Here is a 16,100-nt window from a genome sequence, read left to right as displayed (position 1 = left end):
AGTCGGTTACGAGATAAAGCCCTTGTTGTTTGCTAAATATTATTTGTAGTTAAATATCGCGATGTTTTTCAACAACGTGGCCAATTGCATACATGACTACGCCCCAAGCGAGAACCACCAAGCCTGATTGCCACCATGTAAAAACATATGCGTTTGGTGGAAGCTGTGCACCCGAATTAGGGGAGCTGCCCAAGAATTTCTCCACCGCTGTGGCTGGCAAAAGCTGTATAAGTATTGAATTCCACTTCGCGAAATTGCTCGCAAACATAATAATGCTAAGAACACTAGGCAAAATCATCACGGCTCCAATAACGCACATAATTCCGCCAGCAGTTGACTTGCAAATCATGCCAAAGCCGTACGCCATTGCTGCTACAACAACCATAATTGCAGGAGATCCAAGAAACAGCGTAAGAGGCAATTTCCACGCGTTGCTTCCAGATAATCCAGAAGTGCTGTCTCCTATAAAAGCTAATTCTGCAGCGCCTAGCGAAACTGCCATTGCAATAAGTTGCACCACAAAAACGTAGATTGCAACAGCAATAAACTTAGCCGTAAAGAACATACCCCTTCTAGGTACAGCAGTAAGAGAAGCCTGAATCGAAGTTGTAGAATGCTCCGCGGTTACAGCAAGCACTGCAAAAATCGCTAGAACAATCAAAGATACAGAAGCAAAACTAATAACTAAGTGGAAAATGCTATCTTGAGATGCAATAAGGCTGCTTTTATTGCTTGGCCCAACAGTAATTGCAGCGCTTGATCTACCTTGATTTGCTCCATTCTTAATGTCAACTTTAGACATTGCTTTTTGCACAATCGCAATAATAAAGCTAAAGATTACTGGCAAAACAATAGCTAATGCCATGCACCACCATGTTGATGCAAGTCCGCGCAACTTAACAATCTCAGATTTAAGCGTGTGCATAAATGTAAGGCGCAAGTGCTGAGCGTTCATGCTGCGACCTGTTTTATACGCGTTAGACTGATGTGCGTTAGATTCAGAAGATTGCACTTGTTGATTTGCTACTTGCTCACTCATTTTGCACTCTCCTTATTGTTAGATTGCTCTACGTTTTGCTCACTCGGCTTCGATCCGCTGCTAGGAACAGTCTTAGTAACGTACTGCTCCTGGCCATGCGTAAGAGCCAAATATGCTTCCTCAAGTGATGCGTGCTCTTGATTTAGCTGATATACCAAAATTTGATTATCCGCAATTTCGCGAGCAAGCTGATTAAGCTCACATCCTGTTATTCTAAAAAGTTCGCCTTCTTGAACGTCTTGAGGCGTGCGATTATCTGGCAAAATCTTGCATTCAGGATTATTTTGAGCAAGCACAGACTTTAGTTTTTCGCCTTCTGGAGTTACAAGTCGAACAGCGTGCTGCGAATGCGCGTCAACAAAATCTTGAACCGTTGTGCGCTCCAAAATTTCGCCATGCGCAATAATAACCAAGTTATCTGCAGTGAGCGCAACTTCGCTCATTAAGTGCGAACTAAGTAGTATTGCGCGGCCTTCGCTTGCGTAATACTTGCATAATTCGCGAACCCACTTAACGCCTTCTGGGTCTAAGCCGTTAATCGGCTCGTCCAAAATAAGATTGTGTGGGTCTGCTAAAAGCGCTGCCGCAATGGAAAGACGCTGGCTCATGCCAAGCGAGAAGGATCCCGCTTTGCGGGTTTTAACACTTGATAATCCAGTAATATCAATCACTTCGTCAACGCGCTTTTTTGATATTCCGTGAGTTAAAGCCAGCGAGTACAAGTGATTGTAAGCAGTTCGGCCTCTGTGAGCGGACTTTGCGTCAAGAACTGCGCCAACTTCTGTCATTGGGGATGCGATTTTTGCGTAAGGTTTGCCGTCAATAAGAGAAGTACCACTATTGGCATGAATAAGATTTAATGCGCAACGCATGGTGGTAGATTTACCAGCGCCATTAGGACCTAAAAAGCCAGTGACTTTACCGTCTTCGGCGACGAAAGAAACGTCGTTAAGCGCTGTTTTTGCGCCGAAACGCTTTGTAATATGTTGAAATTCTAACATAAATTAACAATATCACAAATAGAAAAAATAAACATAAAATGTAAGCGTTTATGAGTACAGGCTGCTGCGTTTTGTAATGCGATTTTTGTTTTGTATTTGTTTGCGATTGTTTTTTTATATTCGCTTGTTTGTAGTTTGTGTCAGCAATTTGGTGCTGCATGTTGCGCAATCCACGCGTGCATGGAAACAGCCGCAGCAGCTCCTGCGTTTAGAGAGCGAACAGAGCCAAATTGCGAAATATAAACAACGTCATCCGCCATCTCTAGTGCTTTTTTAGAAAGACCTGGACCTTCCGCGCCAAAAAGCATAAGGCAACGTTTAGGGAACTTGTAGTTTTCCATAGCAACAGCGCCTGGAATAATGTCGAGCGCTATAACGCGCGCGTTTTTAGCGTCTTGTTCCTTAATATTTGCGATTTTTTCGGCTTCTTTATTGCCTTCTGCTTGTGCTTTAAGCAAAAGTTGATGCGCTTCTTCTGCTTCTTTAAGCATATTTTCGCGCCAATTAGTTACTAGAGTTTCAATAGTTGGGCAGCATTCAACGTATTGGTATAGCTCGGTCATTAACGAGCCTTTACGATTCCATTTATGAGGCCCTACGATATACACTTTTTTCGCAGTAAACGCGTTTGCAGTGCGAACCATAGAGCCTATGTTGAAATCGTGAGTCCAATTTTCTACAGCTACTTCAAACTCATGACGACCTTTAGAATCGAGATCCGCTTTTATGGCTTCTACTTTCCAGTACCGGTAACGGTCTAAAACATTACGCTGGTCGCCTTCGTCTAGTAATTCAGTGCTAAACCGCGCATCGTAATTTGGAGATTCTGGATTATCTGGACGAGGCTCGCCTGGATGCTCTTCTTCCCACGGGCCAACTCCTATAGGTCGGAATTCTGGCTCGTCGGAAGCTTTTGCAGCCAAAGTAATTGGATTCGGTTCGTGCATGTATAAGTTTTGCTCCGTTTAATACTTTTGCTTAGTATTGGTAGCTAGTAATTGCAACTAATCTTGGCAGCCGTCAGTTGCGCAATCGCCTGTGCAACCTGACTTGCAGTGGCCACCGCAGCAATTGTCTTCGCAACATGGCTCAGTGCAGCCATCATGAGCGCAGTCACCCGTGCATTTAACCTCGCAATGACCGCCGCAGCAGTTGTCGTTGCAGCAATCTTCGTGATCTGCATCTGCGCGTAATTCTTCTTCACCGAAAGCTTGAACAAATGCCATTTTAGTACTCTCCTCGCTTATTGGATTTACTAATTGAAGATGCCTCGTGCCTTGTTCGTCGGCGTCAACACCACCAATTAATGCAACTATAGCAAGAATTTGCGCGCCTTGCTGATTAACAATGCCAAAATCAAGACTTAATTCATTTCCGTGTCGTAAAGTCACAAGCGAAGAAGTTTGAACATACGATTTTTCAGAAAGCCAAGAATCAAGCAACAATACTCGCTTGCCTTTAACTGACGGACCTTTTGTTGCAGGGAAAACAAAATCCATAACGAAGCCGTCGAGTGCAATTCCTTTACGTTCTGCAGCATGAATAAGTGCAAAAACCATCGGCACTGCAGCAGCAGTTAATGCTCCAACTGCGTCAACATCGCGCTCTAACGAATACCCAGCTTTCTCAATTGCATCAAAAAGAACATCACCAACCAGCTTAGAGCCGCGCTGATTAAAAGTAACAGAAAACAGTTCGCTAAATGGTTTCGCACTCATATCCGCACAAAGCATGCGTTTAAGTTCCGCGCGTTCCTCTTGTAATTCTGTCATTTTTGCACTCCTTAGCGTTAGAGTTCTTCAATTTTTGATGCTTTGATGTTTTATGCTTAACGATCTTCTACTGATACTTCCGGAGCACTCAGCTCTTTAACATCAGCTTTATCAGAATCGATAAGATCTATTGAAGCAATAACTTTACTTTGATCTAACTTCTGAAGTTTACGCGCTGTTACCAACACTCGCGACTCAAGTGAGGAAGCAAACTTATTGTAAGCTGCGACTGTTCTTGCCAAAGATACGCCAAGTTTTGAAGCATTTTCTCCAAGAACCGCAAAGCGATCGTACAATTCTCGAGATAAATCGAAAAGTTCTTTTGCGTCATCTGTAAGACTTTGCTGCTGCCATGCGTATGCAACAGACTTAAGTACAGCCCACAAAGTAACTGGGGAAGTGAGTGCTACTTTTTGCGCAAAAGCATCATCCATAAGCGTTGGGTCCGCTTCAAGAGCTGCCTGAAGCAACGCTTCGTTTGGAATAAATGCAACTACAAAATCTGGTGCTGTTTCAAAAGCCTGCCAATACGCTTTAGCTCCCAATACTCGCACGTGTTCTCGCAAAGCCTTAGCGTGCGCTTTTAGAAGCTCACTTCTTCTAGCCAATTCTTCGTCACTTGCATTATCTGGAATTTCACAAGCACGTTGATAATCCGCATACGGCACTTTTGCATCAACTGGAATTGTTTTGCCTCCTGGCAGATGCACAACCATATCTGGCCTCTGCTGCTCACCATTCACTCCTGTTACAACAACCTGCGTATCAAAATCAACATGTTCAAGCAAGCCTGCGGATTCCACAATATTCTTTAGCTGAGCCTCGCCCCAAGCTCCGCGAACCTTGTTATTCCGCAATGCTGCAGAAAGCGAACTTGTTTCGCGGTCAAGCCTTGTTTGCTGCTCGCTTAATCCTTTAAGCTGAGTGCTCAGCACACCCATTTCTTGCTTGCGGCCTTCTTCAATCTGCGAAACTTTATTCTTCAAAGCTTCGAGATTGTCTTTTACTGGAGCAAGCGCTTCCAAGACTTTGCCTTGCTCTTTCAAAGTTTTTTCACGATTTAACCGTTCGCGTTCTTCTCGTTCTGCTCGCAATTGTTCTTCGCGATTCACTCGCAATTGTTCTGCTTGCTGCGCTTTAGCAAGTTCTGCTTCAACAAACTTTAATCGCTCAGCAAGCTGCTCTGATTGTGTGCGATATCGTATAGCCTGATTGCCATTTTCTTGAGCTTGAGCGCGCGCTTGCTCGTACTGCGAGCGCAATTCGTTAAATTCGCGTTGACTTACGCCATTAACGCCTTGCGTTCCAGAGTTGTGCTTAACAATAGCCAACACAACAATGGCGGTTATTACAACAGCAACCACCATTAAAACAAACATCACAATATTATCGAACATACGTTCTATTAAACACTACTGATTCGACTTTTGAAACATAATTAGACACGCGTATTATTGCATAGAAAAATAAGCGTTATGCAACAAAATAGCGTGCTGCCTACTGGAAAATAATCCAATAAACAGCACGCTTTGTTTTATTTGACTACATTATTTGACTACATTGAAGAATGCAGGCACTACGCAATCTTGAGAGTTACATGGTCGCTCTCTACACAATCCGCAACTACGCGAGCGCCATCATGCACCTTGCCAGAAAGCAGCAATCGCGCAAGTTGATCGCCAATTTCTGTTTGAACCAATCTGCGCAACGGACGAGCGCCGTAAACTGGATCATAGCCATGCTCTGCAAGCCAAGCGCGAGCAGAGTCACTCACATCCAAGCTAATGCGGCGGTCGCTCAAGCGCGCAGCCACTTGACGAACTTGAATATCCACAATTCCACCAAGCTCTTCGCGGCTCAACGGATGGAACATAACAAGTTCATCCAAACGGTTGATGAACTCTGGCTTAAACTCAGCGTGAACAGCATTCATAACAGCTTTACGCTTAGCAGCATCGTCCAAGCCTTCTTGCACAAGGAATTGCGAACCCAAGTTTGATGTCATAATCAAAATCGTATTCGTAAAATCAACCGTTCTACCTTGTCCGTCAGTCAAACGACCATCGTCCAAAACCTGCAACAAAACGTCGAATACTTCTGGATGCGCCTTCTCAACTTCGTCAAAAAGCACTACAGAATACGGGCGGCGTCGCACGGCTTCAGTAAGCTGGCCGCCTTCCTCGTAGCCAATGTAACCAGGAGCAGCACCGATAAGCCGCGAGACGGAAGCCTTTTCCATGTACTCGCTCATATCAATGCGAACCATTGCACGCTCGTCGTCAAACAAAAAGTCAGCAAGAGCCTTTGCAAGCTCCGTCTTACCAACGCCAGTAGGACCCAAGAATAGGAACGAACCAGTTGGGCGATTCGGGTCTGCAATTCCAGCGCGGCTTCTGCGCACAGCATCCGCTATAGCCTGAATTGCTTCGCTTTGACCAACAACGCGCTTAGAAAGCTCCTTTTCCATGTTGAGCAGCTTCTCATTTTCGCCTTGCATCAAGCGGCCAACAGGGATGCCTGTCCATTCGCTAACGACTCCTGCAATAGAATCAGCATCAACCTGATCCGGAACCATCGGCTCTTTTGCTTCACTCTTAGCATTAGCAGCCTGTGATTCCGCTTCTTCCAAAGCTTTTTGAATGCTTGGAATTTCGCCATACAAAATACGGCTTGCTTGCTCCAAATTGCCTTCGCGCGTGAATTTGTCGGCTTCTACGCGCTTAGCATCGAGTTGCGCTCGCAAATCGCCAACCTTGTTATGGCCAGCTTTTTCCGCATCCCAGCGCGCTTTCAATCCAGTAAGCTTTTCGCGCGAGTTTGCTAATTCTTCCTGCAACTTTTCTAAGCGTTCGCGTGCAGCAGCATCTTCCGCCTTCTTTAATTGCATTTCTTCCATTTCAAGACGCGTAACTTTGCGCTGCAATTCGTCGATTTCTTCTGGCTGAGAATCAAGCTCCATGCGCAAGTGGGCTGCCGCTTCATCCACCAAATCAATCGCCTTATCTGGAAGCTGACGACCAGTAATATAGCGGTTTGAAAGCGTTGCTGCAGCTACGATTGCATCGTCGCTAATAGTCACCTTGTGGTGCGCTTCGTAACGTTGCTTAAGTCCGCGCAAAATCGTCACCGTGTCTTCAACAGACGGTTCGCCAACAAACACTTGCTGGAATCTGCGTTCAAGTGCCGAATCCTTTTCAATATGCTCACGATACTCGTTAAGCGTAGTTGCTCCAACCAAGCGCAGCTCACCGCGCGCAAGCATTGGCTTAAGCATATTGCCAGCATCCATTGAACCTTCTGCGGATCCTGCTCCAACAACAGTGTGAATTTCGTCAATAAACGTAATAATTTGACCGTCTGATTGCTGAATTTCCTTCAACACTGCTTTTAAGCGTTCCTCAAACTCGCCGCGATACTTAGATCCTGCAACCATCGAAGCCAAATCGAGACTGATAAGACGCTTGTTTTGCAAAGTCGTAGGCACATCTCCTGCCACAATTCGCTGAGCCAATCCTTCTACAACTGCCGTTTTTCCAACGCCTGGCTCGCCAATTAGCACAGGATTATTCTTCGTGCGGCGAGAAAGAATCTGAATCACGCGGCGAATCTCCTGGTCGCGCCCAATCACAGGGTCAAGCTTTCCTTCGCGAGCGCGCGCAGTCATATCAACCGAATATTTTTCAAGCGCTTTGTAGTTGCCTTCCGCGTCTGGGCTTGTAACTTTCGCACCACCGCGTACAGTTGGCACAGCCTTGCGCAACGCATCTGCAGAAACATTGTGCTTTTTGAAAATATCCGCAACAGCATTCGGCGCGCTTGCAATTATGCCAATAAGCATGTGCTCCGTAGAAACGTATTCGTCTCCCATTGAGCGCATCTCTTTTTCTGCCTGGCTTAGCGCGGCCAAAAGCTGACGACTTGCGTCTGGCTTAGTCGTAGTAGAGCCAGTAGATGAAGGCAATGCCACTAATGCATTGCGAATTTCGGCTCCGATTTGTTGCGCATCTGCCCCTGCCTGAGCAATAAGCGCGCGCACTACGCCTTGCTCTTGGCGAAGTAGGGCATCTGCCAAATGTAACGTATCTACTTGCGCATTGCCAGCTGCCGCCGCGCTTTGCACAGCATCACTCAATGCATCTTGCGCTAAGGTTGTAAACTTTTGTTCCATATTTACCCCCATTTGCACCGCTATCTAGCGGATTTTAGGTGATTTGCGTGCACTTTTTGCGATTGCACTCAAACCACATTCTGTCAATTTCTAAAACTTGAGTCTACTACACTCAAGTTTTGTTTTCAAGATGTTTGTGGCGTTTCCTTAAATCTTCGGTTGCTGGCGACTTTTCCATATCAAAGTCGTCAATCGCAAAGTCGTCAGTCAAATATCAAAAATAAATAAGTATCAAAAATAAATAAGTATTAAATATGTCGTAATCTTAAAAATATGAGAATTGCACGTTTTTCCTATAATGAAGTTCCTCAATACGCGTTTGTTCAAAAAGACGAAGCAGACGGCAAGGATTATTTAGTAGCGCTAGAAGGTCATCCATTAAGCACTCAGGGAGTTAAGCCAACAGGCAAGCGCTACGAGTTAGACGCCGACGGTGTGCGTCTGCTTGCGCCAGTGATTCCTTCAAAAGTCTACGGATTGGCAAAAAACTACGATACTCGTTCTGCCGAAGAGCGCGCATCTTCTGCTGCGGCCGCGTCGCATACTGCAGCAGATATGGTGATTTTTACAAAGCCGAGCACATCTGTAATTGGCCCAGACGATCCGATTGTTATTCCTGCTTTCTCAAACGACATGAATTTTGAGCCAGAAGTGGCTGTTGTTATGGGCAAAATCGCCAAAAATGTGTCGGCAGATGCTGCAATGGACTATGTTTTTGGCTTTACTTGCGTAAATGACGTAACTTTGCGCGATTGCGCAGGTAGCGACCCAATGTTTACGCGCGCAAAGGGCTTTGACACTTCTTGCCCACTAGGCCCATGGATTACAACCGAACTAAATTGGCGAGACGCGCATATCTCATTTACGCTTAATGGCGAAAATGTTCCGGAAGCTGACGGCACTACAGCGCGATTGATTCACAGTATTCCAGAGCAAATCGCTGCGATTTCAAGCTTCTCAACACTTCTTCCAGGAGATGTGATTTTGACTGGAACGCCGTATCCAGCAGGAACTTTGCGCGCTGGTGACGAAGCGATTGTGCATGTAGATGGCATTGGTTCGCTGCGCAATGTGATTATGCATGCGTAACGGCAATAAAAGTAAAAGATAAAAATCAGAAGCTAGACAAAACTTAATACTACACAAATGCGCGCGGGCCAAAGATTGCCGAACCGATTCGAACCATCGTCGAACCTTCGGCAATCGCCCACGCAAAATCGCCGGACATTCCCATTGAAAGCTCTAATTTTGCAGAGTTTCCATCATGATCTTGCGCTAGTTGTTCACTCACGCAATCTCTAATTTCTCGCAATTTTGCGAAACCACTTCTCACTATTTTTTCATCATTCACGCGCGCTCCAAGCGTCATTAATCCGCGCAAATTAAGCGATGGCAAACTAGATATAGCGAGTGCTTCGTCAATCGCACGTTCTGGAGCGCACCCAGATTTCGTAGCTTCTCCCGAAACGTTCACTTCCAGCATAACGTTTGTGCAAAGTCCCAAATTTTGCGCGCGAGCAGATATTTTTTGTGCAAGATCAATGCCATCAACCGACTGAATCCCATTTGCAAGCGGCAAAACTTTGTTTATTTTATTGCTTTGCAGCTGACCAATTAAGTAGAGCGGAATTTCGCCGTTTACACCAACGCTTAAGCCTTCTTTAGCAGCCTCTGCGCGTAAAATCTCGGCTTTTGCAACAATTTCTTGCGGACGATTTTCCCCAATTACGCGCACTTCAGCACGAAGCGCTGCCATGATTTCGCCAACATCGCGCGTTTTAGTTGCAGCAAGCAGCGTAACAGACCCAGCTTTGCGCCCGTAACGCGATTCGGCTTGAGCAATGGTGTCTTGCACGATGTGCACGCCGTCGGCAATTTGACGCGTACGAACACAATCAACCTCAGTATTCGCTAAATCTTTTTGCGTCATATATGCCATTTATTGCCCCAATCTATCAGTCTAAATACATAGTTTAGTCGAGGAAGGGCACGGATTTGTCGGCTAGGTTTGCGTGAACAGAATCCCACGGCGTTTCGTCGTTTTCAAACAACGCAAGCGCATCGGTTGCGCTCATATCTACAGGCTGATTTTGCTCAGGATTCTTGTATCCCAAAAGATACATACAATAGCCAATCATGCGCTCGGCACTCCAACCAGATTCACGAAGTGCACCAACGTCTAGCGAATGCTTACTTTTTGCGAGTCGCTCGCCTTGAGCGTTATCAATTAGTGGCAAATGCGCAAATCGCGGACGCACATAATGCACGCCATGAGCCGCAAAAAATCCCGATTTTTCTAGCAGCTCACCAATCCAAATTTGAAGCGCCGCCGAACGCAGCAAGTCGCGTCCGCGCACAATATCATTTACTCCGCTCAAAACATCGTCAACAACAACAGCAAGCTGATAAGAAAAAACGCCATCCGCGCGGCGAATCACCATATCTCCCAAATCGCGATTAATGTTAAACGATTGCGCGCCAAAAATCGCGTCTATAAAACTCACATTTGCTTGCGGCGAATCAGCCGAGGGAACAGCAAGTCGCAAAGAATGTTGCTGATTATTTTGCAAACGCTTTTCGATTTGCGCTAAGCCTTCCGAAGTTTCGCGAAGATTTCTGCACGTACCTGGGTAGCGTATAAAGCCGTCGCCTTCTTGCGGAGCTGCGATTGCGCGAATATCGGAACGCGAGCAAAAACAAGGGTAAATCAGGGAATTTCCGTCGTCGTCTTGCAAAGATTCTAGCGCCTCAAGAGCTTCTTGGTAGATTGCAGTGCGCTCATGCTGATAAGTCGGCTCGCCAACCCAATCAAGACCAGCCCAATGCAAATCGTCAATCACTCGCGCGCTGGCATCCTTCGGCATTCGCGCAATATCAAGATCTTCCAGACGCAAAATCATGCTTCCACCTTGCGACTTTGCAGAAAGCCAAGCAGCCAACATTGCTACCATATTGCCAATATGCATGCGCCCAGAAGGAGTGGGGGCAAAACGTCCAATTGCAATAGTTGACTTCGAAAACATTATTCCGTCTTTCTTAAAATCTTTTTAATAAGCACAAGCTTGCAAAACATAAACTTGTAAAATAAAAAGCGCGTAACGCATTCATACTAGCATTACGCGCTTCTTACAACCGCAATTAATCACAATCAACCGCAATCAATAACAGTTAAAAGCAAATGTTTTACGCAAATAACGACTTAAAAATAAGCACGCCCAAAATTGCGCCAGCAGTAGGAGCTACGACTGGAATCCACGCTTCGCACCAGCGAGAAGAACCCTTGTGTGGAATCGGCAAAATGGCGTGAAGTAAGCGCGGCATAATGTCTCGAGCAGGATTCAAAGCAGGACCAGTAGGGCCGCCCATAGAAGTCACCAATCCCCAAACAACAAAGCCAACTACAATTGAAGCGCCAGCCAAATTCTTCTCTCCCCAAGGAGAAGTTAGGCAGCAAAGAGCTGCCAAAACAAGTACGAGCGTGCCAAAGAATTCGTTGAGGAAGTAGTTAAGCTTGTTATTGTAAGCGTCTGTAGTGCAGAACGTTCCAAGAATTGCTTCTGGCTCTTCAGTCTCGTTGTAATGTGGCAAATAAGTTACGTACACAATAAGCTGGCCAACAAGCGCGCCCAAAAGCTGAGCCACAATATAAGGTGCAACATTTTGCCACGGGAACATGCCATTTACGGCTTGTGCAATTGTCATAGCAGGATTTATGTGTGCGCCAGAAATTCCGCCAAACATTAGCACTGGGAACATAACACCAAAACCGTAGCCCATAGCAATGTTTAGCCAACCTGCGTGATGACCTTTAGTGTTTTTAAGTTCAACATTAGCAACGGCTCCATTGCCAAAAATCATAAGAATGGCAGTGCCAATAAACTCAGCTGCCAACATTACTGTAAACGAGTGTTGCATGGTTCTTCGATCCTTCTTAATTGTTTTGCTGTTTTGCTCTTATTTAATAAATCATTTTCAAAGAAGCTAAGAAAATGACTTTTAACAATATCTTCCAACAATTATTCTTTGATAGTTTCCCCTAAGAGCCAGACAGTGTGTATGTGCGATGGTGCGGGGAGTAGCCAACCAGCGCTCGCCAGTACTTAAAATTCCCGAGCATCAAAAGAGGCTCACCACCTTGGCGAGCCTCTTGTTTACAAAAACAATCTTGCGGATTCATCTGCACAACATCCTCGTTGCAACGGTAAAAGTCTTAAGTATCCGTCCAACGTAATTGGAATCTAACATCCATACATTTTTGTGGGTTACCGCTCTTTTAATTTGTTCTTGTGATTATTATTATCACAACTTTTTACTCAAGAGTAAAGTGCAAAATTGCTTTTGTTAACATATTGTAATTAGTGTTCATTTGCACGCGGGAAAGTCGCAAGTTTTGCATCATTTTGTGAACATGCAATGGTTGTCATGTTCAAATGCGTTCACATATTGAAGATATCGGCGTGTCGAGCACTCGCAGCCGCCGACACTCAGTCGCGCACATCCCTTACAGCGCATACAATTACGGAGTATGGTACAAATTTTTGACGCTCCCTCAAAGGCGATTCTGCGCGGACAAATTGCAGAGCACATCGCCGAAGACGAAAAGGCAGAAAAGCGTGAAGCTCGTGAGGGCGAGCTACCGTTGCCAAAAGATCGCTTCTTTGACCGCGAGCTTAGCTGGTTAAAGTTCAATCGTCGCGTGCTTGAGCTAGCGCAAAATACTGATTTACCACTTCTTGAACGCGCTAATTTTGCAGCCATCTTTGCGTCCAACCTAGACGAGTTCTTTATGGTTCGAGTTGCAGGCTTAAAGCGTAGAATCGACTCGGGAATCGCAGTAACCGCAGCAAGTGGGCTTAGCCCGCGTCAACAATTGCGCGCAATTAGCGAGGTTACGCATCGTCGTCAAGATGAGCATGCGCATTATGTTATTGACCACATTTTGCCAGAACTTGCTAAGCAGCGCATTGTTATGCTCAGTTGGGATAAGCTTACGCAATCCGAAAAAGATAGACTTTCAGACTATTATCGCAAGCAGGTTTTCCCAGTATTAACGCCACTTGCAGTGGATCCTGCTCACCCGTTCCCATATATTTCTGGCAAGTCAATCAACTTGGCTGTTATTGTAGAAAATCCAAATTCTGGAAAGTCGCATTTTGCTCGCGTGAAGATTCCAGATAATTTGAATCGTCTTGTTCCAGTTGACGATTTAACAGACGAAGAGGGTCGCGAAGAGCGATACGGCTTTATTACTATGGAAAAGTTGATTGCAGCACATTTGGAATCGCTTTTCCCAGGCATGATTATTAAGGAAGCGCGATCTTTCCGCGTTACGCGTAACGAAGATATTGACGTTGAGGAAGACGATGCAGAAAACTTGCTCAACGCTATGGAAAAGGAGCTTTTGCGTCGTCGTTTTGGGCCGCCTATTCGTCTTGAGATTTCCGACGAAGCTAGCCCATTCTTGTCGCAGCTGCTCGCTAATCAATTGCGCGTAAGTCCAGAGGAAGTCTATCGTTTGCCTTCGCCGCTAGATATGACGGTTCTTTTTGAGTTGCAAGCGCTAGATCGCCCAGATTTGAAGTATCGTCCATTTATTCCTACTACAAATCGCCAGATTGCAGAAGTCGAAACTAGCCACGCGCAAGATATTTTCGCTTCGATTCGCGAGCATGATATTTTGTTGCATCACCCTTACGATTCGTTCTCTACTTCTGTTCAGGCGTTCTTGGCGCAAGCGGCGGCAGATCCAAAAGTGCTTGCAATTAAGCAAACGCTGTACCGCACGTCGAGTAATTCGCCAATTATTGACGCTCTTGTAGACGCGGCTCACGCTGGCAAGCAGGTGCTTGCGCTTGTTGAGATTAAAGCGCGATTCGACGAAGATGCCAACATTGCTTGGGCGCGCAAGCTTGAGCGCGCAGGCGTTCACGTTGTGTATGGCATTGTTGGATTAAAGACGCATTGCAAGCTTTCGCTTGTGGTTCGTCAAGAAGCCGAAGGATTGCGTCGATATTGCCACGTTGGTACTGGCAACTACAACCCTAAGACGGCTCGCCTTTACACGGACTTGGGCTTGCTTACTTGCGATCCTGTAGTTGGTCAAGATTTGACTCGTTTGTTTAATCAGCTTTCGGGTTACGCTCCAAAGTCAAGCTTCCATCGCTTGCTTGTTGCTCCTCGCACAGTTAGAACTGGCATTATTGAGCGAATTCGCAGGGAAGAGGCAGCGGCTCTTGCTGGAAAAGAAGCGTGGATTAAGATTAAAGTCAATTCTGTTGTTGACGAAAAGACGATTGACGCTTTGTATCGAGCGGCTCAAGCTGGCGTAAAGATTGACATTGTGGAGCGTGGAATATGCTCGCTAAAGCCTGGCATTGAGGGCTTGAGTGAGAATATTCGCGTTCGTTCTATTCTTGGCAGGTTCCTTGAGCACAGCCGAATCTACGCGTTTGCTAATTCTTGCGGTCCGCAAATTGGCGATGGCCCTGCAAGTGGCCCAGAAGTGTGGATTGGCTCGGCCGATTTGATGCATCGTAATCTTGATAGGCGCGTTGAAACGCTGGTTCGCATAAGTGCTCCAGACCAGGTGGAAGCGTTGATTCAGTACATTGATTTGCAAATGGCGGATTCAACGGTTTCTTGGTGGATGGATGGCGACGGCACTTACACGTTGCATTCTCGCGATGCAGAGGGCAGGCCATTGGTAGATAGCCAGGAATACTTGATTCGCACGCATACGCGTAAGCCGCGCGGCGTTAATTAACTTACGATTAGCAAAAAGCCAGGGCGTTTAGCTCTGGCTTTTTTGCGCTCCGAATTCGTTACATTTGTCTCGCTCGCGAGACATTTGTAACGCTGGCGGTTTCCCGACTTTGTACCAAATTTGGCAAATAGTTCGCGCGTTACAGCGCGCTCACGTCTTCGCCGCGCGTAAAGTCCACTGGACTTTACGTTTGAGCGGCTCAGCGCTCCGAATTACCTTTTCGCGCTACGCTCTAAGCGAAAAGGCAGGTCGGAGCGCGTACAAAAATGCCGCGCAAGATTTATTCAAGCGCGGCATAACATTAATCGCAGTTTAATCGCAAGTTAACTTGCAACTGAATTCGCAACTAATCACGAAGCGTAGAGAATATCTACAACAAAGTAAAGCGTTGAATTTGCAGGAATCGTTACGTTTCCTTTTGCGTCCTTCTTGTCTTCTTTGCCATATCCATCTTCTGGCGGAATTACCAAAAGAACTTGTGATCCAACTTTCTTTCCAGCTAAGCCTTTAGTCCATCCTGGAATAACTTGACCAGCCAGCGAGAAGTCTGCAGGAGTGCCGCGCTTCCATGATGAGTCAAATTGGTACAATTTTCCGTCTTTGTCTGTAGTCCATCCAGTGTAGTGAGCGGTTACTGTGCTTTTTTCGGTAACCACTTTGCCGTTGCCTTCAATCAAAGTTTGAGAAATCAACTTTCCATTTGGCACGTAGTTATTCTTATCTAATGACGGTGCGCCAGACTTATCGAGAGTTACCTTCGGCAGATTTTGCGGAATATCTTTAACTTTGTTGCCTGTTGCGCGATCAAGAGTTTTCATTGCAGAAACAAGAGTTAACACCATTACGTACGCGTCTTGCTTAGTTTGTGGATTTGCAGGAATTCCAAACGCAATCGTGGAATTAATCTTCCTGCCCTTAAGCAGCGTGTAGTAAGACTTGCTAGTAACACCCTTTTTAACAACAATTGAGCAGTCTGGCTTTCCTTGCTTCCATGTGTTCATAAGCTCTTTGCCGCTTTTAGCGTTGTACACAATGCCATTAGCGCATACGCGACTATTTTCTGGGATTTTAGTGCCATTTCCATCTTGCAAAATGGCGTAAGAATTTGGCTTAACATCTATAGGTGCTGTTAACTCAACCTTTGGCTGCTTTCCTAAAGCTCCGCTAGCCTTAACGCCACTTAAAACGCTCATTCCAGCTGCGTTTGCTTCGCTACTTGCTGCGCCATTGCTTGACTCGCTGTTTGCGCTACAAGATGCTAATCCAAAGCACATGGCAATTGCGCTCGCAGTACAAATTACTCGAGTTATAACTGATTTAGTCAAATTTAATTTGGTTTTTGTCATAAGTTTAAGAC

Annotated in this window: 12 protein-coding genes; 2 read left to right on the top strand and 10 right to left on the bottom strand. The window is 45.7% G+C overall.

Annotated elements, in window-relative coordinates; genetic code table 11:
- Positions 1-49: 49 nt before the first annotated feature.
- The 6 genes from NYP55_RS04270 to clpB all read right to left on the bottom strand — a co-directional run bounded on the left by NYP55_RS04270 (position 50) and on the right by clpB (position 7,980).
- The gene (locus tag NYP55_RS04270; RefSeq protein ID WP_020757502.1) at positions 50-1,039 is read right to left on the bottom strand and encodes an ABC-2 family transporter permease; all 990 of its coding nucleotides are present in this window, start codon (positions 1,037-1,039) and stop codon (positions 50-52) included.
- Complete coding sequence (locus NYP55_RS04265; RefSeq protein ID WP_004131497.1) at positions 1,036-2,040, bottom strand: ATP-binding cassette domain-containing protein; 1,005 nt, start codon at positions 2,038-2,040, stop codon at positions 1,036-1,038. The genes NYP55_RS04270 and NYP55_RS04265 overlap by 4 nt, the downstream gene beginning before the upstream one ends.
- Positions 2,041-2,180: 140 nt before the next feature.
- Positions 2,181-2,987: a TrmH family RNA methyltransferase gene (locus NYP55_RS04260; RefSeq protein WP_060785806.1), complete on the bottom strand. Its 807-nt coding sequence runs from the start codon at positions 2,985-2,987 to the stop codon at positions 2,181-2,183.
- A 57-nt stretch (positions 2,988-3,044) separates the two neighbouring features.
- Positions 3,045-3,812 carry a hypothetical protein gene (locus tag NYP55_RS04255; RefSeq protein WP_415702713.1) on the bottom strand — a complete coding sequence of 256 codons (768 nt, stop codon included), beginning with the start codon at positions 3,810-3,812 and terminating at the stop codon, positions 3,045-3,047.
- Positions 3,813-3,868: 56 nt separating this feature from the next.
- A complete protein-coding gene (locus NYP55_RS04250) occupies positions 3,869-5,209 on the bottom strand; it encodes a DNA recombination protein RmuC (RefSeq protein ID WP_415702715.1) in 1,341 nt (446 codons plus the stop codon).
- Between the two features lie 179 nt (positions 5,210-5,388).
- Positions 5,389-7,980: an ATP-dependent chaperone ClpB gene (gene clpB, locus NYP55_RS04245; protein WP_472781606.1), complete on the bottom strand. Its 2,592-nt coding sequence runs from the start codon at positions 7,978-7,980 to the stop codon at positions 5,389-5,391.
- A gap of 273 nt (positions 7,981-8,253) precedes the next feature.
- Here clpB and NYP55_RS04240 point away from each other — a divergent pair, with 273 nt between their 5' ends.
- On the top strand, positions 8,254-9,069 hold the full coding sequence (locus tag NYP55_RS04240) for a fumarylacetoacetate hydrolase family protein (RefSeq protein ID WP_415702719.1): 816 nt from the start codon (positions 8,254-8,256) through the stop codon (positions 9,067-9,069).
- Positions 9,070-9,118: 49 nt separating this feature from the next.
- On the opposite strand, the gene NYP55_RS04235 is transcribed toward NYP55_RS04240, so the two are convergent.
- From NYP55_RS04235 to NYP55_RS04225, 3 genes are all read right to left on the bottom strand, one after another.
- Positions 9,119-9,919, bottom strand: a complete 801-nt coding sequence (locus NYP55_RS04235) for a YggS family pyridoxal phosphate-dependent enzyme (RefSeq protein ID WP_115794065.1) — start codon at positions 9,917-9,919, stop codon at positions 9,119-9,121.
- 34 nt (positions 9,920-9,953) lie between these two features.
- Positions 9,954-11,003, bottom strand: coding sequence for a glutamyl-Q tRNA(Asp) synthetase (locus NYP55_RS04230; protein ID WP_415702722.1), 1,050 nt, complete (start codon positions 11,001-11,003; stop codon positions 9,954-9,956).
- A gap of 160 nt (positions 11,004-11,163) precedes the next feature.
- A complete protein-coding gene (locus tag NYP55_RS04225; protein ID WP_415694956.1) occupies positions 11,164-11,895 on the bottom strand; it encodes an MIP/aquaporin family protein in 732 nt (243 codons plus the stop codon).
- A 610-nt stretch (positions 11,896-12,505) separates the two neighbouring features.
- Between NYP55_RS04225 and NYP55_RS04220 the strand changes: the two genes are divergently transcribed.
- A complete protein-coding gene (locus tag NYP55_RS04220; protein WP_004131519.1) occupies positions 12,506-14,743 on the top strand; it encodes an RNA degradosome polyphosphate kinase in 2,238 nt (745 codons plus the stop codon).
- Between the two features lie 350 nt (positions 14,744-15,093).
- On the opposite strand, the gene NYP55_RS04215 is transcribed toward NYP55_RS04220, so the two are convergent.
- Complete coding sequence (locus NYP55_RS04215; RefSeq protein ID WP_415680894.1) at positions 15,094-16,089, bottom strand: FKBP-type peptidyl-prolyl cis-trans isomerase; 996 nt, start codon at positions 16,087-16,089, stop codon at positions 15,094-15,096.
- Positions 16,090-16,100 lie beyond the last annotated feature (11 nt).

It is taken from the genome of Gardnerella sp. c10Ua_31, from assembly GCF_055700915.1.
Note: the sequence above shows the minus strand (reverse complement) of the source record. Positions and strands in the feature narration are given on the sequence as shown.